General features: G+C 64.9%; 15 protein-coding genes. 13 read left to right on the top strand and 2 right to left on the bottom strand.

Annotation, left to right across the window (positions count from 1 at the left end; all coding sequences use genetic code 11):
• Window positions 1–32: 32 nt before the first annotated feature.
• A complete protein-coding gene (locus LJ656_RS19365; RefSeq protein ID WP_230510984.1) occupies window positions 33–2,252 on the bottom strand; it encodes a phosphocholine-specific phospholipase C in 2,220 nt (739 codons plus the stop codon).
• 319 nt (window positions 2,253–2,571) lie between these two features.
• Between LJ656_RS19365 and LJ656_RS19360 the strand changes: the two genes are divergently transcribed.
• The 6 genes from LJ656_RS19360 to LJ656_RS19335 all read left to right on the top strand — a co-directional run bounded on the left by LJ656_RS19360 (window position 2,572) and on the right by LJ656_RS19335 (window position 9,692).
• The gene (locus LJ656_RS19360; RefSeq protein ID WP_230510983.1) at window positions 2,572–3,576 is read left to right on the top strand and encodes an AraC family transcriptional regulator; all 1,005 of its coding nucleotides are present in this window, start codon (window positions 2,572–2,574) and stop codon (window positions 3,574–3,576) included.
• A gap of 229 nt (window positions 3,577–3,805) precedes the next feature.
• Window positions 3,806–5,608, top strand: coding sequence for an acyl-CoA dehydrogenase (locus LJ656_RS19355; protein WP_230510982.1), 1,803 nt, complete (start codon window positions 3,806–3,808; stop codon window positions 5,606–5,608).
• A 73-nt stretch (window positions 5,609–5,681) separates the two neighbouring features.
• Window positions 5,682–6,431 carry an electron transfer flavoprotein subunit beta/FixA family protein gene (locus tag LJ656_RS19350; protein ID WP_230510981.1) on the top strand — a complete coding sequence of 250 codons (750 nt, stop codon included), beginning with the start codon at window positions 5,682–5,684 and terminating at the stop codon, window positions 6,429–6,431.
• Between the two features lie 22 nt (window positions 6,432–6,453).
• Window positions 6,454–7,389, top strand: coding sequence for an electron transfer flavoprotein subunit alpha/FixB family protein (locus LJ656_RS19345; RefSeq protein ID WP_230511101.1), 936 nt, complete (start codon window positions 6,454–6,456; stop codon window positions 7,387–7,389).
• Window positions 7,390–7,472: 83 nt separating this feature from the next.
• Window positions 7,473–7,943 (top strand): MaoC family dehydratase, encoded by a 471-nt coding sequence (locus LJ656_RS19340; RefSeq protein WP_230510980.1) that lies wholly within the window; start codon window positions 7,473–7,475, stop codon window positions 7,941–7,943.
• Window positions 7,944–7,958: 15 nt separating this feature from the next.
• The gene (locus LJ656_RS19335) at window positions 7,959–9,692 is read left to right on the top strand and encodes a PHA/PHB synthase family protein (RefSeq protein ID WP_230510979.1); all 1,734 of its coding nucleotides are present in this window, start codon (window positions 7,959–7,961) and stop codon (window positions 9,690–9,692) included.
• Between the two features lie 112 nt (window positions 9,693–9,804).
• Here LJ656_RS19335 and LJ656_RS19330 read toward each other — a convergent pair whose 3' ends face one another.
• On the bottom strand, window positions 9,805–10,806 hold the full coding sequence (locus LJ656_RS19330; RefSeq protein WP_230510978.1) for an AraC family transcriptional regulator: 1,002 nt from the start codon (window positions 10,804–10,806) through the stop codon (window positions 9,805–9,807).
• A gap of 233 nt (window positions 10,807–11,039) precedes the next feature.
• Here LJ656_RS19330 and LJ656_RS19325 point away from each other — a divergent pair, with 233 nt between their 5' ends.
• The 7 genes from LJ656_RS19325 (at window position 11,040) to LJ656_RS19295 (ending at window position 18,028) form a co-directional block, all read left to right on the top strand.
• Window positions 11,040–12,095, top strand: coding sequence for a beta-keto acid cleavage family enzyme (locus tag LJ656_RS19325; RefSeq protein WP_230510977.1), 1,056 nt, complete (start codon window positions 11,040–11,042; stop codon window positions 12,093–12,095).
• Window positions 12,096–12,119: 24 nt separating this feature from the next.
• Window positions 12,120–13,442: an MFS transporter gene (locus LJ656_RS19320; RefSeq protein ID WP_230510976.1), complete on the top strand. Its 1,323-nt coding sequence runs from the start codon at window positions 12,120–12,122 to the stop codon at window positions 13,440–13,442.
• Between the two features lie 97 nt (window positions 13,443–13,539).
• Window positions 13,540–14,520 (top strand): quinone oxidoreductase family protein, encoded by a 981-nt coding sequence (locus tag LJ656_RS19315; RefSeq protein WP_230510975.1) that lies wholly within the window; start codon window positions 13,540–13,542, stop codon window positions 14,518–14,520.
• A gap of 10 nt (window positions 14,521–14,530) precedes the next feature.
• Window positions 14,531–15,379 (top strand): TauD/TfdA dioxygenase family protein, encoded by an 849-nt coding sequence (locus tag LJ656_RS19310; RefSeq protein ID WP_230510974.1) that lies wholly within the window; start codon window positions 14,531–14,533, stop codon window positions 15,377–15,379.
• A gap of 11 nt (window positions 15,380–15,390) precedes the next feature.
• Window positions 15,391–16,038, top strand: a complete 648-nt coding sequence (locus tag LJ656_RS19305; RefSeq protein WP_230510973.1) for an RBBP9/YdeN family alpha/beta hydrolase — start codon at window positions 15,391–15,393, stop codon at window positions 16,036–16,038.
• Window positions 16,004–16,360, top strand: coding sequence for a Rieske (2Fe-2S) protein (locus LJ656_RS19300; RefSeq protein ID WP_230510972.1), 357 nt, complete (start codon window positions 16,004–16,006; stop codon window positions 16,358–16,360). The genes LJ656_RS19305 and LJ656_RS19300 overlap by 35 nt, the downstream gene beginning before the upstream one ends.
• 39 nt (window positions 16,361–16,399) lie before the next feature.
• Entirely contained in the window at window positions 16,400–18,028 is a 1,629-nt protein-coding gene (locus LJ656_RS19295) for a 3-(methylthio)propionyl-CoA ligase (protein ID WP_230510971.1), read from the top strand.
• The last annotated feature ends 66 nt before the right edge of the window (window positions 18,029–18,094 follow it).

The raw sequence follows: 18,094 nt of genomic DNA, 5'->3' as shown, positions 1-18,094 counted from the left end.
GCAGCGCGCCGGCAAGCGGTTACCAACTCGTATCAACTGAACGAAATCGCCAACTGATCGCCGATCGCGGTGCCGCCCATCGCCGGATCGGAGATGCCGTCGCGGCCGGTTTCGACGCGGCCCGCAAAGCGTCGCGTGAAGCCGGTCAGCCCCTTCGCGTTCAACGTGAAGTCGTACCAGAAGCCCGACGACTGCACCGGCAGTTCGAAGAACATCTCGCCGCGCGGCTCGACGCGTGCAACACGCTTCGGGTCCTTGCCGTACGCATTCGCGGTGAGGTTCACTTCGACCGGCGCATTGCCGGTGTTATGCACCTTCAAGCGCAATGCGCCGCTGTTGCGCTGATAGACGACTTCCACTTCGGGATTGCCGCCCGCCGTCGCGCGCACGCCGGTGAAATGCCGGTGGAAACCGGCCGGCCCGAGCACCCACAAATCGTACTTGCCGCTATCGGCGACCACGTTCCACTCGTCGCTCAGACGGCGGCCCGCTTCGACCGTGTAACGCTGCGGCAGACGGTCCAGATGCAGGCGATCGTACACATGGAACACGGCCGCCTGCGTGCCGGTGTTCGCGAACGTCAGCTCGACGCTCGGGCTGCCAAGCGGTACCGACGCGTTCACGTGCAGCTCGTACGGCAACGCGCGCGATAGGCGCACGCCGGCCGGCTGCGCGGGCAACACCGGCGTGCTGGCCGGCACGGGCGCGGTGGTGCCGGCCAGCGCGCGGCTCTTCGTATCGCCGGCCGTCGTATCCGGCAGCGACGGATAGAACGCGCGGTTGTCCGGATTGCGGAAGTCGAAGCACGAGCTCAGATCGCCGGCGACCGCACGGCGCCACGGGCTGATGTTCGGCTCCTGCACGCCGAAGCGCTTCTCGATGAAGCGGATCGTCGACGTGTGATCGAACACCTGCGAATTGACCCAGCCGCCCTTGCTCCACGGCGACACGATATACATCGGCACGCGCGGGCCCATTCCGTACGGATGATGGGTCCAGACGCTGGTGCCCGCGACGTTCGCGGTGTTCTCGCCCAGATAGTCGTCGGACGTATCGACGGTCGATTTGCCGGCCAGTTGCGCGAGCCCCGGATTCGCGTTGTACGTCGCGTACGACGGCGGCGCCGGCGGCGGCACGTGGTCGAAGAAGCCGTCGTTCTCGTCGAAGTGGATGATCAGCACCGTCTTGCTCCACACGTCCGGATTCGCGGTCAGCGCATCGAGCACTTCGGAGATGTAGTTCGCGCCCTGCAGCGGGCTCGACGCGCTCGGATGCTCGGAGCCGGTCGACGTCGCGCAGATCCACGAGACCTGCGGCAGCGTGCCGTTCAGCACGTCGTTCTTCAGATCGGTCAGCTCGCGGGTCTGGATGCCGCGCGTATACAACTGCTGTTGCAGCGGCGTGCGCGCGGCGGCGCTGGTCGCGTTGGCATCGCGGAACGACTTGAAGCCGAGCAGCGGATTGAGCGAATAGTCCTGCGCGGCCGGTTTGTAGACCTGCCAGCTAATGCCGGCGGCCTGCAGGCGCTCGGCGTAGGTGGTCCACGTGTAGCCGGTGGCCGACTCGCCGCTCGTGTAGTTGGCGATGTTGTTGTAGTCATTGTTCAGCGCGGGGCCGTTGAACACGCCCGGCTGGTTCGGGTTGTCGCGGCCGTGATTGGTGCCGGTGTAGATGTAGCAGCGATTCGGATTGGTGCCGCCGGTGAACGCCGAGTGGTTGTGGTCGCACAGCGTGAACGCGTTGGCGAGCGCGTACTGGAACGGGATGTCGGCGCCGGTGTAATAGACCATCGACGCGCTGCCTTTCGCGACCGGCCAGCTCGTCATGCGGCCGCCGTCCCACGCCTGCTGCGAATCGGGATACAGGTGCGGGGTGTCCTTGGTGCGGATCAGATTGAAGTTGGCGACCGTATCGTTGTGTTGAAACGTTTGCGTGGCCGGCGTCGCGCCGTCGTTGCGTTGATACCAGACGGTCTTCCTGTTCAGCGCCGGGGTGTCCGGCACCGGGATCGGGAAGCGGTCGGCAAAGCCGCGCACGCCGGCCATCGCGCCGAAGTAATGATCGAACGAGCGGTTCTCCTGAGTGAACACGACGATGTGTTCGACGTCCTCGATCGTGCCGGTGCGAAAGTGCGCGGGAATCGCGAGCGCGCGCTGGATCGACGGCGGCAGCACGGACAGCGACGCGGCCGCGCCCGCGGCCTTGACCGACTGGATCAGAAAGCGGCGACGCGATGAAGGGGTGGTAGTCATCTTCGGGGGTCCTTGTCTGGGGCGGCGGTTGCCTTTGTTATCGGCGCGGCCACGCATGGCCGCGCGACGGACTGATGAGGAGCCCAACGGAGCGCGACCGGCGAGGTGCGCGAACAATGTATGCGGGCTTTGTGTCGTCACGTTGACGGCGGCGCTAATGCGGATAAAAACGTTTGCGGGCCCGATTGGGCAGGGCGTTTCTCTGCGCGCGCCGGCCGCGTCCGCATTCACCGGCGCTTGTCAGGCCCACGCCAGCACGCTCGCCACCCGCCGCGCGGACGCGCTATGCTCACGCGTGTCCGCTCGCTGAAACCACTCCATGCACGCTCCCGGCGCCACCGTCCCGATCTCGCTCGTCAATGGCTTTCTGGCCGGCGTCGAGACGCAGCCGGGCATTGTCGACCGGCATCTGGCGGGCGCGACGATTCCGCGCGAGCTGCTCGTGCAGCCCGGCGCGCGCGTCACCGAGGAACAGTTCTCGACGCTGTACCGCTCGCTCGCGATCGAACTCGACGACGAAATGCCCGGCGTGTTCGCGCGCCCGCTGCGCAGCGGCACGCTGAAGTTTCTGTGCCTGAGCCTGCTCGATGCGCCGAATCTCGAAACCGCGATGCACCGCTTCGGCCAGTTCTTCCATATCGTCGTCGACGACTTCCTGTTCGAATCGCGCCGCGGCGAACTGGTCGCGAGCCTGACGCTGCACCCGGGGCCCACCGGCATGCGCGCCAGCGTGCTCGGCCAGGAGCTGATGCTCAAGCTCGCGCATGGCGTGGCCTCGTGGTTGATCGGTCAGCGCATTCCGCTGTTGCAGGTACAGTTCGCGTTTGCCCGTCCGGCTCACGCGCTCGAATATCTGTATCTGTTTCCGGGACCGGCGAAGTTCGACTGCGGCCAGACCTCGATGCAGTTCAGCAGCAGCTATTTCGATCTGCCGGTGCGCCAGCGCAAGGCCAACCTGCGCCGCTTTCTGGCGCGCGCGCCGGAAGACTGGGTGTTCGTTTCGTTCGACGAACAGCTTTTCAGCCACCGGGTGCGCGAGTATGTTGCGTCGCGGCTGCCCGACGTGCCGACCATCGAAGCGGCCGCCGACGGCCTGCACTGCTCGGTCAGAACCTTGTGCCGTCATCTGGCCGCCGAGGGCACCGCGTTTCAATTGCTGAAGGACGAACTGCGCCGCGATATCGCGATCCAGCGTCTGACCGGCACGCGCGACGCGATCGCCGTGATCGCGGGCGATATCGGTTTCAGCGACCCCACCGCCTTTCACCGCGCGTTCCGCCACTGGACCGGCAGCACGCCGGCCGCGTATCGCCGCGGCGGCTGACCGGCCGATCCGGTCATAGCGAGCGCCGCGGGCCACATTCCGGCCCCCGTCCACGCGGTCTCGACGCCATCCGGCACTTTCCCGCTGTGGCCAAAGATGTCAATCGATCGTCCAGTTTTGACAGCCGCGCGCGCTCGTGCGCGGCTACGATGCTCCCACTGGTTGCCCCTGCCGGACCGAGGTCGGATGGGCGACATCCCACTCTGACTCTCTGATCGGAACAATCGCAATGAGCTACGTCGCGCCTCTCAAGGACATGTTTTTCGCACTTACGGAATTGGCCGGAATCGACCGCCTGGCGGGCTTGCCAGGCTTCGAGGAAGCGGGCTCCGACACCGCCCGCGCGGTGCTCGAAGAAGCCGCCCGGCTGCACGAAGGTGTGCTAGCGCCGCTGAACCACGACGGCGACCGCAACCCCAGCGCGTGGCGCGACGGCGCGGTCACGGCGACCCCCGGTTTCAAGGACGCGTTTCGCCAGTTCGCCGAGGGCGGCTGGCAGGGTTTGCAACATCCGGCCGACTACGGCGGTCAGGAATTGCCGAAGCTGCTGTCCACGCCCTGCATCGAAATGCTGAACGCGGCGAATCTGTCGCTCGGTCTGTGTCCGCTGCTGACCGACGGCGCGATCGAAGCGCTGCTGACCGCTGGCAGTGAAGAACAGAAACAACGCTACGTGCCGAAGCTGATTTCCGGCGAATGGACCGGCACGATGAACCTGACCGAGCCGCAAGCCGGCTCCGACCTCGCGCTGGTGCGCACGCGCGCCGAGCCGCAGGCCGACGGCACGTACCGGATCTTCGGCACGAAGATCTTCATCACGTGGGGCGAGCACGACATGACGGAGAACATCGTGCATCTGGTGCTCGCTCGCACGCCGGACGCGCCGGAGGGCGTGAAAGGCATTTCGCTGTTCATCGTGCCGAAGTTCCTCGTCAATGAGGACGGCTCGCTCGGCGAGCGCAACGACGTGCATTGCGTGTCGATCGAACACAAGCTCGGCATCAAGGCGAGCCCGACCGCGGTGCTGCAATTCGGCGATCACGGGGGCGCGATCGGCCAACTGGTCGGCGAAGCGAATCGCGGCCTCGAATACATGTTCATCATGATGAATGCCGCGCGTTTCGCGGTCGGCGTGCAGGGCGTCGCGATCTCGGATCGCGCGTACCAGCAGGCCGTCGGTTATGCGAAGGAGCGCGTGCAGAGCCGCCCGGTCGATGGTTCGGCCAAGCAGTCGGTCACGATCATCCAGCACCCGGACGTGCGCCGCATGCTGTCGACGATGCGCGCGCTGACCGAGGGCGCCCGCGCGCTCGCTTATGTCGCGGCCGCCCAGAGCGACCTCGCGCATCGTCATCCGGACGACGCGACGCGTGCGCAGCATCAGGCTATCTACGAATACCTGGTGCCGATCGTGAAGGGCTGGAGCACGGAGATGTCGCTGGAGGTGACGAGCCTCGGCGTGCAGGTGCACGGCGGCATGGGCTTTATCGAGGAAACCGGCGCCGCACAGTACTACCGCGATGCGCGGATTCTGCCGATCTACGAAGGCACGACCGCGATTCAGGCGAACGATCTGATCGGCCGCAAGACGCTGCGCGATCGCGGCGCGGTGGCCGCGTCGCTGCTCACGCAGATCGACGCGACGCTCGCCGAGCTGGATGGGCATCCGTCGTACCGGTCGAGCGCGGCGTTTCAGGCGATGCAACGGCGTCTCGCGGCGGGCCGCGACGCGCTGGACAACGCGGTGCGCTTCGTCGTCGAGCACGCGAAGAGCGAACCGAATGCGGTGTTCGCGGGCGGCGTGTCGTATCTGATGCTGGCGGGCGTCGTGCTCGGCGGCTGGCAAATGGCCCGTTCGCTTCTGATCGCGGCGAACAAGCGCGAAGAAGATCCGGCGTTCTACGACGCGAAGATCGCCACCGCGCACACCTACGCGACCCAGGTGCTGCCGCGCGCGGTCGCACTCGAAGCGGCGCTGCTCGGCGCGCGGCAGGACGAAGGGATGCTGGCGTTGCGTGAAGACCAGTTCTGATACGGCGACGGCAGTACATATCTGATTGGAAACGGCAGCGCCGCGGCGCTGCCGTGATTAGGAGGAGACAGTTGTGAAAGCACTTGTAGCAGTCAAGCGTGTGGTCGACTACAACGTGAAGGTTCGCGTGAAGTCGGATAACACCGGTGTCGATATCGCGAACGTGAAGATGTCGATGAACCCGTTCGACGAAATCGCGGTTGAAGAGGCGGTGCGTCTGAAGGAAGCGGGCATCGTGACCGAAGTGATCGCCGTGTCGGCGGGCGTCACGCAAGCGCAGGAAACGCTGCGCACCGCGCTGGCGATCGGCGCGGACCGCGCGATCCTGATCGAATCGAATGAAGACCTGCAGCCGCTGGCGGTCGCGAAGCTCTTGAAGGCGCTGGTCGACAAGGAACAGCCGCAGCTGGTGATCCTCGGCAAGCAGGCGATCGACGACGACTCGAACCAGACCGGCCAGATGCTCGCGGCGCTCGCGAATCTGCCGCAGGCGACCTTTGCATCGAAGGTCGTCGTTGCGGACGGCAAGGCGACCGTGTCGCGTGAAGTGGACGGCGGCGCGGAAACGCTGTCGCTGACGCTCCCGGCCGTGGTCACGACCGATCTGCGCCTGAACGAGCCGCGTTATGTGACGCTGCCGAACATCATGAAGGCGAAGAAAAAGCCGCTGGAAACGATCAAGCCCGAAGACCTCGGCGTGAACGTCGCGCCGCGTCTGAAGACGCTGAAGGTTGCAGAGCCGCCCAAGCGCTCCGCCGGTGTGAAGGTGCCGGACGTGAAGACGCTGGTCGAGAAGCTGAAGACCGAAGCCAAGGTGCTGTGAGGAGACGCTGAAAATGACGAATCTGATTAACCTGGTCGTGGCGGAACACGACAATACGTCGATCAAGGCCGCGACGCTGAATACGATTGCAGCGGCACAGAAGGTCGGCGGTGATATTCATGTGCTGGTGGCAGGTCACAACGCGCAGGCCGCGGCGGACGCCGCTGCGAAGATCGCCGGTGTTTCGAAAGTGCTGCTCGCCGACGCGCCGCAACTGGCCGCGGGCCTCGCGGAAAACGTCGAAGCGACCGTGCTGAACATCGCGAAGGACTACTCGCACATCTTCGCGCCGGCCACCGCGTACGGCAAGAACATCGCGCCGCGCATCGCAGCGAAGCTCGACGTCGCGCAAATCTCGGACATCACCGCGGTCGATTCGCCGGACACGTTCGAGCGTCCGATCTACGCGGGCAACGCAATCGCGACCGTGCAATCGGCTGATCCGGTCAAGGTCATCACCGTGCGTACGACCGGCTTCGACGCAGTCGCGGCCGAAGGCGGCAGCGCGGCGGTGGAAAAAATCGAAGCGGCAGCCGACACCGGTATCTCGCAGTTCGTCAGCCGCGAAGTGACAAAGCTCGATCGTCCGGAACTGACGAGCGCGAAGATCATCGTGTCGGGTGGCCGGGGTCTGGGCAACGGCGAGAACTACACGAAGGTGCTCGAGCCGCTGGCGGACAAGCTCGGCGCGGCGCTGGGCGCATCGCGCGCGGCAGTCGACGCGGGCTTCGTGCCGAACGACTACCAGGTCGGCCAGACCGGCAAGATCGTCGCGCCGCAGCTGTACGTGGCGGTCGGCATCTCGGGTGCGATCCAGCATCTGGCCGGAATGAAGGACTCGAAGGTGATCGTCGCGATCAACAAGGACGAAGAAGCGCCGATTTTCAGCGTCGCGGACTACAGCCTCGTCGGCGATCTGTTCGCGCTCGTGCCGGAACTCGAGCAGGCGCTGGACTGATGCATTGCGCGCGTCGCGCCGATACCGGCGCGCGGTAACGAATTGTGCCGGGAGCCAACGGCTGCCCGGCGAGTGGAAGAATCATGAACGAGCTTAATGGATACGATTTCGAAGACCTGCAACCGGGCATGAGCGCGCGGTTCGCGAAGACCATCACCGAGGCGGACATCCTGCTGTTCGCGGGCGCGTCGGGCGATCTCAACGCGGTCCACATCGACGAACAGTTCGCGCGAACGACCCCGTTCAAAGGGCGCATCGCGCACGGCATGCTGACCGCCAGCATCATCTCCGCGACGATCGCGGGTCGGCTGCCCGGTCCAGGCACGATCTACCTGGGCCAGAACCTGCGCTTCAAGGCGCCGGTTCGACCGGGCGACACCGTGCAGGCCGAAGTGACGGTCAAGGAACTGCTGCACGACAAGCGCCGCGTGGTGCTGAGCACCGTGTGCAAGGTCGACGGCAAGATCGTGATCGACGGCGACGCGATCGTGTTGCCGACGTCGTCGGGCAATCGGCTTGACACGGCGGCGGGTTCCGCCGCCAGCAACGGCTAATGGCGAGGTCCCGCGATGAGAATGCCATTTAGCACGCCGCACGAGCTTTCGCTCGGCTGGCTCAAAACCGGTTTCGATTTCTGGCGCGTTGCGCCGGTGATCCACGGAGACTTCGCGCCCGCCGCCGGCGACGATAGCGATGCCGTTCCGTCCGGCAAGCGCTGCGTCGCGATGCAGGCGAGCGCCGCCTGCCTGCAACAACATACGGAACTGTGGAGCGACGTGTTCGCCGGCGTGCTCTGCGCCCGCGCGCGTCTGAAGACGGTCGCCGAAACCGCACCGGGCGACCGGCGCTTTCAGGCCGACGACTGGTCCAGCAACGGCTGGTACAGCCTGCTCAAACAAAGCTATCTGATCAATGCGCGGATGCTCGGCGAACTGGTCGAGGCGACCGTGCTCGACGAAAAGGACAAGCACAAGCTGCGCTTTTTCACGCAGCAATTGATTGACTGCGCGAGCCCGGCGAATTTCGCCGCGACCAATCCTGAGGCGCTGCGCGACGCGGTCGAATCGGGCGGCACGAGCCTGCTCGCGGGCGTCACGCATCTGCTCGAAGACATTGGAAGCGGCGCCATTTCGATCACCGATCGAAGCGCGTTCGAAGTCGGCCACAGCGTTGCCGCGTCCAGCGGCTCGGTGGTCTACGAGAACGAACTGTTTCAGCTGATCCAGTACGCGCCGCTGACACCGAAGGTCGCAGAACGCCCGCTCGTGATCGTGCCGCCGTGCATCAACAAGTTCTACATTCTCGATCTGCAGCCGGAGAACTCGTTCGTGCGTTTCGCGGTCGAGCAGGGGTTGACCGTGTTCGTCGTATCCTGGCGCAATCCCGAGCAGGACAGCGCGCATGTCACGTGGGACGCGTATCTTGAGGACGGTGTGATCGAGGCGCTCGGCGTCGCGCGCGACATCGGCAACGCCGACAAGATCAACGTGCTCGGCTGGTGTGTCGGCGGCACGATGCTCGCGTCGGCGCTGGCGATCCTGCGCGCGCGCGGCGACGATCCGGTCGCGAGCGCGACGCTGTTGACCGCGTTGCTCGACTTCAGCGAACCGGGCGATCTCGGCGTGTTTATCGACGAAGTGGGCGTCGCGTTGCGCGAACAGACCATCGGGCGCGGCGGCCTGTTGCCGGGCCGCGAACTCGGCTTCGCGTTCCAGACGCTGCGCGCGAACGATCTGATCTGGCCGTATGTAGTGAACAACTACCTGAAAGGCAAATCGGCGGCCGCGTTCGATCTGCTGTACTGGAATGCGGACACGACCAATCTGCCGGGGCCGATGTACAGCTTCTATCTGCGCAACATGTATCTGGAGAACAATCTGTGCGTGCCGAACAGATTGACGCTGTGCGGTACGCCGGTCGATCTCGGCAACGTCAATATGCCGACTTATTTGCTGGCGGCAGAGGAAGATCACATCGTGCCGTGGCAGTCCGCGTATCGCTCGACGCAACTGCTCGGCGGCGAAAACGAATTCGTGCTCGGCGCGAGCGGCCATATCGCCGGAGTGATCAATCCGGCGTCGAAAAACAAACGCAGCTACTGGACCAACCCGTCGTGCGACGGCAGTGCCGACGAGTGGCGCGCCGGTGCGGTGCAGCAGCCGGGCAGCTGGTGGAATCACTGGATCGAGTGGGTCGGCCGGCACTCCGGCGAACAGAGAAAGGCGCGCACGACGCTCGGCAACAAGCAGTACAAGCCAATCGAGAGCGCGCCGGGGCGCTATGTGAAAGTGCGCGCCGCATAACGAGCCGGCGTTAATGCGAGTTGTTCAAACAGGGGGTGGTGTTCATTCGGACATCGCCCCTTGTTGTTTTATGCGCGTTCAGTCGCGCGCCCGCCATGGTTCCCGCCGCCGTTCATTGCGGATGATTCGCGCGCCAATCGCGCGGCGTCATGCTGAAGCGCGACACGAACCAGTTCGTGAACGAGCCCTGCTGCGCATAACCGAGCAGTGCCGACACGCGCCCGATCGGATAGGTCGGATTGCTCATATAGCGCACCGCGAGTTCGCGCCGCACCTGCTCGACCTGCTCGGAAAAGCTGGTGCCGGCCGCGTGCAACTGGCGCTGCATCGTGCGCACGCTCACACACAGATGACGCGCGACCAGTTCGACCGTGGCCTGCTCCAGCGGCAGCAGCAGATAGATCGCCTTGCGTACTTCGAGCGCGGCGGACTCGGTATCGCTGACGTTCAGCGGCGTCGCGAGACTCTCCGCGTAGCGCACGAGTTCGAGGTCGGCAAGCGGATTCGGATAGTCGAGATCGGCGCTCGCGCAGACGAAACCGTTGAAGTCGCTGCCGAATACCAGCGGACAGCCGAAAAAGCGCCGATGAAAAGTCTGATCCGCGGGCGCCGCGTGCGTGAAGTGCAGCTCGCGCGGTTTCCAGTACTTGTCGAGCAGCGAGTGCGAGTGGCGCGCGAGCACGCCGAGTGCAAGTTCCATTGCCTGCTTCGTCGGCGTTCCCGGCGGCACGACGATTTCCTCGCGGATCGTCACGGTCTGATCGGTGTCCTCGATGTAGATCGCCAGCGCTTCATTCAATAGATGACGGTATTGAGCCGCTGCCAGCAGTACTTCGCGCAGCGTGCGTTTATGCGCGAGCAATACATTCATGATGCCGGTGGCGAACGTCTGGCGCGTGTCCGCCATTTGCAGCGCGAAGCTCGGGCACGCCGCCTTCTCGGCTGTCACTTCCAGCAGCCGGCAGCACGCGCCGGTCGGCACCCGGCCGTTCGGATTCGCGAGTTCGCCCGCGTCGACACCGCATTGTTTTGCGAGTTCGACCGGATTGAGTCCAAACCGCCGCGTCACGTCGAAATAGCCGCTCATTGCTACCGACGTCAGCATCGTTTCCATGGCTGTGTCTCCGCCCGTTTCATGTAAGTGAAACCTTCAGCCGTTCCATGTAGGCCGCATAGAAATGCTGGTGTTAACACGCAGTGGCATGAACCCATAAGAAGCTGGCGCGTGATCCTAAAAGTGTAGCGCGGCATTGCCGTATCGTGGGTACATCGGTCGACAAGTTCTAGCTAGCCAGTCAATGCGTGGATTCAGAACTGTCGTGAGTCACTAATCTGATGGAGGAGTAAATGCAATTTCTCGACGATTCGCTGCACCCGGAGAACCAGGACAAGGTTGTCATCACCACCGCGCCGTACGGTCCGGAATGGATGCCGGAAGATTTCCCGGAAGACATCCCGGTGACGATGGACGAACAGATCCAGAAAGCGGTCGATTGCTACAACGCGGGCGCGACGGTGTTGCACCTGCATGTGCGTGAGCTGGACGGCAAAGGCTCGAAACGGCTTTCCAAGTTCAACGAACTGATCGCCGGCGTGCGCGCCGCGGTGCCCGACATGATCATCCAGGTCGGCGGCTCGATTTCGTTCGCGCCGGAAGACGAAGGGCAAAGCGCGAAGTGGCTGTCCGACGACACCCGTCACATGCTGGCCGAGCTCGAACCGAAGCCCGATCAGGTGACGGTCGCGATCAACACCACGCAGATGAACATCATGGAGTTGCTCTATCCGGAATATCTGGAAGGCACGTCGCTCGCGAACCCGGCGTTCATGGCCGCGTATAGCGAAATGACGGTGCCGGCGGGTCCGGCATGGGTCGAAGAACATCTGCGCCGTTTGCAGAACGCGGGCATTCAGCCGCACTTCCAGCTGACCGGCATTCATGCGCTCGAAACGCTCGAGCGGCTGGTGCGCAAGGGCGTCTACAAGGGCCCGCTGAATCTGACGTGGATCGGCATCGGCGGCGGTTTCGACGGTCCGAATCCGTTCAACTTCTTCAACTTCGTGCATCGCGCGCCGGATGGCTGCACGCTTACCGCGGAGTCCTTACTGAAGAACGTGCTGCCGTTCAACATGATGGCGATGTCGATGGGTCTGCATCCGCGCTGCGGGATCGAAGACACGATCATCGATCAACACGGCCGGCGCTTCACGTCGGTGCAGCAGATCGAGCAGTGCGTGCGAGTGGCGCGCGAGTTGGGCCGCGAGATCGCGACCGGCAAGGAAGCGCGCGAGATTTACCGGATCGGCGTGCAGTACGACACGATCGACGAAACGCTGGTTGCCAATGGAATGGCGCCCAATCGCGAGGCAGGTGTGAGAAACCTGCCGCTGCGCGCGGCCTGATAGCAGAGCTGGAGGAGACAAACCATGCTTATGCAGCATGCAGGGCCCGCGACGGGAGAAGTGGCTGCCACGCGCGGGGACGTGCGCGGGTATGCCTGGGTGGTATTTGCGCTGACGGTCGGACTGCTGCTGTCCGACTACATGTCGCGGCAGGTGCTGAACGCGGTATTTCCGCTGCTCAAGGACGCGTGGCACCTGTCCGACGCGCAACTGGGTTCGCTCAGCAGCGTGGTCGCATTGATGGTCGGTCTGCTGACGTTTCCGCTGTCGGTGCTGGCCGACCGCTGGGGCCGCGTGAAGAGCATCGTGCTGATGGCGGCGATGTGGAGTCTGGCGACGCTCGGCTGCGCGATTTCGACGAATTTCGGCGAGCTGCTGCTGGCGCGAGCGTTCGTCGGGATCGGCGAAGCGGCGTACGGCAGTGTCGGAATCGCAGTTGTGCTGAGCATTTTTCCGGTCCGGCTGCGCGCGACGCTGACCGGCACCTTCATGGCGGGCGGCGCATTCGGTTCGGTGCTCGGCATGGCGCTCGGCGGCGCGGTGGCCGCGCATCTGGGCTGGCGCGCGGCGTTCGGCGCGATGGCGGTGATGGGGATCGTGCTGGTGATCGTCTATCGCTTCGTCGTCACCGAAAAGCGGCTCGCGCCGTTGCAACCGGCCGGCGCCGGCCGGCAGGCTGAGCGGCCCGGCGTGCGGATGAGCTTGCGCGCGCTGATGAAGGGACTGTTTTCGACCCGCTCGGTGATCTGCGCGTATGTCGGCAGTGGACTTCATCTGCTGGTGCCCGCCGCGGTGTGGGCGTGGCTGCCGAGTTTCCTGAACCGTTACTACGGGATGGGGACCGGCAAGGCGGCGATGTGCGCGGCGGTGTTCGTGCTGGTGACCGGGGTCGGCATGGTGGTGTGCGGCAACGTCGCCGACCGGCTCGCGAAGCATGCGCGGCAAAGGAAGTGGACGGCGGCGATCGTGTTCTGCCTCGCGTGCTTCGTGTTGCTCGCGATTGGCTTCAGGATGCCCGCGGGTCCGGCGCAACTGGTGGTGATCGGTCTCGGCATGTTCTTCTGCGCCGGTGCCAGCGGTCCGTCCGGCGCGATGGTCGCGAACCTGACGCCGCCGTCGATTCACGCGTCGGCATTCGCGACGCTGACGCTCGCGAACAACCTGCTCGGTCTCGCACCGGCGGCTGTGCTGACCGGGCTGGTGGCCGACCGGATCGGCTTGCTTGGCGCGCTGCAACTGGTGCCGTTCGCGCCCCTCGTCGCGGCTGTCGCGTTCGTGATCGGCAGACGCGGCTATGCGGGCGACGTGGACCGGCTCGATGCGTTGCGTGACGAGGCCGCACGCTGAAGTGATACGCGCCGCGAAGGCGGCGCACCGAATGGAACGTGCTGTGCGCGAGACGCGCGGCGCTTGATCAGAACACCTGAAGAATTGGAGAGTCAAGATGGCAAAGGCAGTTCGCTTTTATGAAACCGGCGGCCCCGAGGTCTTGCGCTATGAGGACGTCGAAGTGGGCGAGCCCGGCCCCGGCCAGGTGCGCCTGCGCCACCAGGCAGTCGGCCTGAATTTCGCCGACACCTACTTCCGCAGCGGTCTGTATCCGGTGCCCCTGCCCGCGGGCATGGGCGTGGAAGCGGCCGGCGTGGTCGAGGCGGTGGGCGCGGACGTCACCAACGTGTCGGTCGGCGATCGCGTGACCTACACCGGCTTCATCAACACGCTCGGCGCGTACAGCACCGAACGGCTGATTCCGGCGGCGCCGCTGATCCGCCTGCCCGCGGCGATTTCCTGCGAAACGGCGGCCGGCATGACGATGCGCGGTTTGACCGCCGCGTACCTGATGCGCCGCATTCACGCGTTCCGACCCGGCGACTCGATTCTGTTGCATGCGGCCGCCGGCGGCGTCGGTCTGATCGTTTCGCAATGGGCAAAGCTGCTGGGCCTGACCGTGATCGGCACGGTCTCGACCGAAGCGAAGGGCGAGATCGCCCGCGCGCATGGTTGCGATCACGTCGTCTATTACGGCCGTGAGGATGTCGCCAAACGGGTGCGCGAACTGACCGGCGGCACGGGCGTGAACGTGGTGTTCGACAGCGTCGGCAAGGACACCTTCGAAGCGTCGCTCGATTCGCTGAAACGCCGTGGCCTGATGGTCTGCGTCGGCACCGCGTCCGGTCCGATTCCGCCGTTCAATCCGCAACTGCTGGCGATGAAGGGCTCGCTGTATCTGACCCGCCCGGCGCTGGCCGACTATATCGCCGACCCGGCCGAGAAGAACGATCTGGCGGGCGAGATCTTCGGGTTGATCGCATCGAAGCGAATCAGCATCGAACTGAATCAGCGCTATGCGCTCGAGGACGCGGCGCAGGCGCATCGCGATCTGGAGTCGCGCAAGACGACCGGTTCGTCGGTCTTCCTGATCTAAGGAGCCTGCGATGCGAATCGAACAACTGACTTACTCGATCGGCGCCGAACTGACCGATGTGAAGCTCGCCGACGCGGTGCATGACGATGGTCTGTTTGCGGGCATCCGCGAAGCGCTGCTGAAGCACCGGGTGCTGTTCCTGCGCGATCAGGACATCACGCGCGAGCAGCACGTTGCGTTCGCGCGCCGCTTCGGCGAACTGGAAGACCATCCGGTCGCGGGCAGCGATCCGGAGCATCCGGGCCTCGTGCGGATCTACAAGACGCCCGAGCAGCCGAACGACCGCTATGAAAACGCGTGGCACGCGGACGCGACGTGGCGCGAGGCGCCGCAGTTCGGCGCGGTGCTGCGCTGCGTCGAATGCCCGCCGGTCGGCGGCGACACGATGTGGGCGAACATGGTCCTCGCGTACGAGAACCTGCCGGAGCACGTGAAGACGCAGATCGCCGATCTGCGCGGCCGCCACAGCATCGAGGCGAGCTTCGGCGCGGCGATGCCGATCGAAAAACGTCTGGCGCTGAAGGCGCAGTTTCCGGATGCCGAGCATCCGGTCGTGCGGACCCATCCGGAGACCGGCGAGAAGGTGCTGTTCGTGAACGCGTTCACCACGCATTTCACCAACTACCACACGCCGGCACGGGTGCGCTTCGGGCAGGACGCGAATCCGGGCGCGGGCGAATTGCTGCGCTATCTGATCAGTCAGGCGTACATCCCCGAGTACCAGGTGCGCTGGCGCTGGAAGAAGAACAGCATCGCGATCTGGGACAACCGCAGCACCCAGCACTACGCGGTGATGGACTACCCGCCGTGCCATCGCAAGATGGAGCGGGCCGGCATTATCGGCGATAAGCCCTACTGAGCAAATTGGCCATGAGTTTCGAAACGACACCGACCATTCTGATGGTCCCCGGGCTGCGCGACCACGTCGCGGAGCATTGGCAAACGCTGCTCGAACAGCGGCTGCCGAAAGCGGCCTCGGTGCAGCCGCTCGAGCACGACAAGCTCAGTTGCGAAGCACGCGTCGCGGCGCTCGATGCCGCGTTCGCGAGCATCGACGGCCCCGTGATCCTGGTCGCGCACAGCGCGGGCGTGATGATCACCGTGCATTGGGCGGCGCGCCATCGCGGGCGCGACTTGAGCCGGATCGAAGGCGCGCTGCTGGCGGCGCCGGCGGACCTCGAAACGCCGCTGCCGGCCGGTTATCCGACCCACGAGCAGATCGCGCAGCACGGCTGGCTGCCGGTGCCGCGTCAGCCGCTGCCGTTCCCGAGCATCGTCGCGGCGAGCCGCAACGATCCGCTCGCGCGTTTCGAACGGGTGCAGGCGATGGCGAACGACTGGGGCAGCAACTTCGTCGATCTCGGCGACGTTGGTCACCTGAACCCGGCCGCCGGTTTCGGCGAATGGCCGATGGCCGAAACGTTGATTTGCCGCCTGTACTGGTCGCGCCGGCCCGCGGCGAATCAGCAACACGGAGGCGGCGATGTCGCGTCGGCAGGTGGTGGGTGTCGCGGGTGAGATAGCGGTCGGCGAGCGCAAGCTGGTTTTCGTCGACGGTCGCAGCATCGTGCTGTTCAACCTCGACGGCACGATTTACGCACTCGATAACGCGTGCCCGCATAACGGCGCCGCGTTGGCGAGCGGACAACTGGAAGGCTGCCTGCTGCGCTGCCCGGCGCACGGCCTGCGCTTCGATGTGCGCAGTGGCGCGATGGCGGGAGCAGGGGGATTGAGCGTGACGACCTTTGCGGTCGCCATAGTGGATTCGAAGCTGGTCGTGAGTCTGGACCAGCCGGGCGCGCCGCTTTCGCAGGCGCGCCCGTGCGGCGCGGCGACGTGAGCCGCACGGCGGACTCGACAGCAATCAGGAGATTTGGAAATGCAAGGTTTGATGATGCAGCAGCCTCTGGTAGTCGCTTCGCTGCTCACCCACGCGGAACGCCATCACGGCGAACAGTTGATCGTGTCGCGCCGCGTCGAAGGCGACGTGCACCGTTATACGTACCGGCAACTCGCGAAACGCGCGCGCCGCATGGCCAATGCGTTGGCGACCCTCGGCGTGCAGCCGGGCGAGCGCGTCGGCACGCTGGCATGGAACGGCTATCGCCACATGGAGCTGTATTTCGCGGTATCGGGCTCCGGCTCGGTGCTGCACACGCTGAACCCGCGGCTGCACGTCGATCAGCTCGCTTACATCATCGAGCACGCGCAGGATCGCGTGGTGTTCTTCGATATGACATTTCTGCCGCTGATCGAAAGCGTCGCGCCGCTGGTCAGGAGCCCGAAGGTCTATGTCGCGATGACCGATCGCGCGAACATGCCGCAGGAGTCGAGCCTCGCCGATCGCCTGCTGTGCTACGAGGACCTGATCAATCTGCACGACGACGCGTTCGACTGGCCGCTCGTCGACGAGAACAGCGCTTGTTCGCTGTGCTACACGTCGGGCACGACCGGCAATCCGAAAGGCGTGCTGTATAGCCACCGTTCGACGGTGCTGCACACGTACGCGGCGGCGTTGCCCGATGCGATGAACTGCTGCGCTAGCGACGCGATCCTGCCGGTCGTGCCGATGTTCCATGTGAACGCGTGGGGTCTGCCGTATATCGCCTGCATGGTCGGCGCGAAGCTGGTGTTTCCGGGTCCGGCGCTCGACGGCAAGTCGCTGTACGAACTGATCGAGGAAGAGCAGGTGACGATGTCGGCCGGCGTGCCGACCGTCTGGCAAGGGCTGCTCGCGCACGTCGATGCGCTCGGCGCGACGTTCTCGTCGATGCGGCGTACCGTGATCGGCGGCGCGGCCTGTTCGACCGCGATGACCGAAGCGTTCCAGAACTGTCATCGGGTCGACGTGCTGCACGCATGGGGGATGACCGAGCTGAGCCCGATCGGCACGATCTGCAGTTTCAAGGGGTTTCAGCGGTCGCTGCCCATGCCGCAGCAACTCGAGATTCAGGCCAAGCAGGGCCGCTCGCTGTACGGGATCGATATGAAGGTCGTCGGGCCGCAAGGCGAAGAGTTGCCGTGGGACGGCAAGAGTGCCGGCGATCTGATGGTGCGCGGTCACTGGGTCGCGCAGCAGTACTTCGCGAGCGACGACGCGTCGCCGCTGCGCGACGGCTGGTTCCCGACCGGCGACATCGCGACGATCGACGGCTACGGCTTCATGCAGATCACCGACCGCAGCAAAGACGTGATCAAGTCCGGCGGCGAATGGATCAGTTCGTCGGCGATCGAAAACGTTGCGTATCTGCATCCGGGCGTCAGCACCGCGGTATGCATCGCCGCGCGGCATCCGAAGTGGGACGAACGGCCGTTGCTGCTGGTCGTGAAAAAGCCGGACAGCAAGCTCGCCGGCGACGAACTGCTCGCGTACTTCGACGGCCGGGTAGCGCGCTGGTGGAAGCCCGATGCGGTGGTGTTCGTCGATTCGGTGCCGATCGGCGCGACCGGCAAGGTGCTGAAGAACCAGTTGCGGGAGCGGTTCGGCAGCTACTACCTGACCGTCTGATACCGGCGCGCAGCGATCAACTGGATTTTTTATTCGCGCAACACGCCGGGCCCGGGTGCCCGGTAT

It is taken from the genome of Paraburkholderia sejongensis, assembly GCF_020880815.1.
GTDB lineage: Bacteria > Pseudomonadota > Gammaproteobacteria > Burkholderiales > Burkholderiaceae > Paraburkholderia > Paraburkholderia sejongensis.
Note: the sequence above shows the minus strand (reverse complement) of the source record. Positions and strands in the feature narration are given on the sequence as shown.

What these genes read in the sequence shown, in the direction of transcription:
- LJ656_RS19340 (WP_230510980.1), top strand. Translation starts at nt 7,473, where the DNA reads ATGAACGAGCTTAATGGATACGATTTCGAAGACCTGCAACCGGGCATG.
- LJ656_RS19320 (WP_230510976.1), top strand. Translation starts at nt 12,120, where the DNA reads ATGCTTATGCAGCATGCAGGGCCCGCGACGGGAGAAGTGGCTGCCACG.
- LJ656_RS19365 (WP_230510984.1), bottom strand. Translation starts at nt 2,252, where the DNA reads ATGACTACCACCCCTTCATCGCGTCGCCGCTTTCTGATCCAGTCGGTC.
- LJ656_RS19355 (WP_230510982.1), top strand. Translation starts at nt 3,806, where the DNA reads ATGAGCTACGTCGCGCCTCTCAAGGACATGTTTTTCGCACTTACGGAA.
- LJ656_RS19330 (WP_230510978.1), bottom strand. Translation starts at nt 10,806, where the DNA reads ATGGAAACGATGCTGACGTCGGTAGCAATGAGCGGCTATTTCGACGTG.
- LJ656_RS19295 (WP_230510971.1), top strand. Translation starts at nt 16,400, where the DNA reads ATGCAAGGTTTGATGATGCAGCAGCCTCTGGTAGTCGCTTCGCTGCTC.
- LJ656_RS19315 (WP_230510975.1), top strand. Translation starts at nt 13,540, where the DNA reads ATGGCAAAGGCAGTTCGCTTTTATGAAACCGGCGGCCCCGAGGTCTTG.
- LJ656_RS19360 (WP_230510983.1), top strand. Translation starts at nt 2,572, where the DNA reads ATGCACGCTCCCGGCGCCACCGTCCCGATCTCGCTCGTCAATGGCTTT.
- LJ656_RS19300 (WP_230510972.1), top strand. Translation starts at nt 16,004, where the DNA reads ATGTCGCGTCGGCAGGTGGTGGGTGTCGCGGGTGAGATAGCGGTCGGC.
- LJ656_RS19325 (WP_230510977.1), top strand. Translation starts at nt 11,040, where the DNA reads ATGCAATTTCTCGACGATTCGCTGCACCCGGAGAACCAGGACAAGGTT.
- LJ656_RS19310 (WP_230510974.1), top strand. Translation starts at nt 14,531, where the DNA reads ATGCGAATCGAACAACTGACTTACTCGATCGGCGCCGAACTGACCGAT.
- LJ656_RS19335 (WP_230510979.1), top strand. Translation starts at nt 7,959, where the DNA reads ATGAGAATGCCATTTAGCACGCCGCACGAGCTTTCGCTCGGCTGGCTC.
- LJ656_RS19305 (WP_230510973.1), top strand. Translation starts at nt 15,391, where the DNA reads ATGAGTTTCGAAACGACACCGACCATTCTGATGGTCCCCGGGCTGCGC.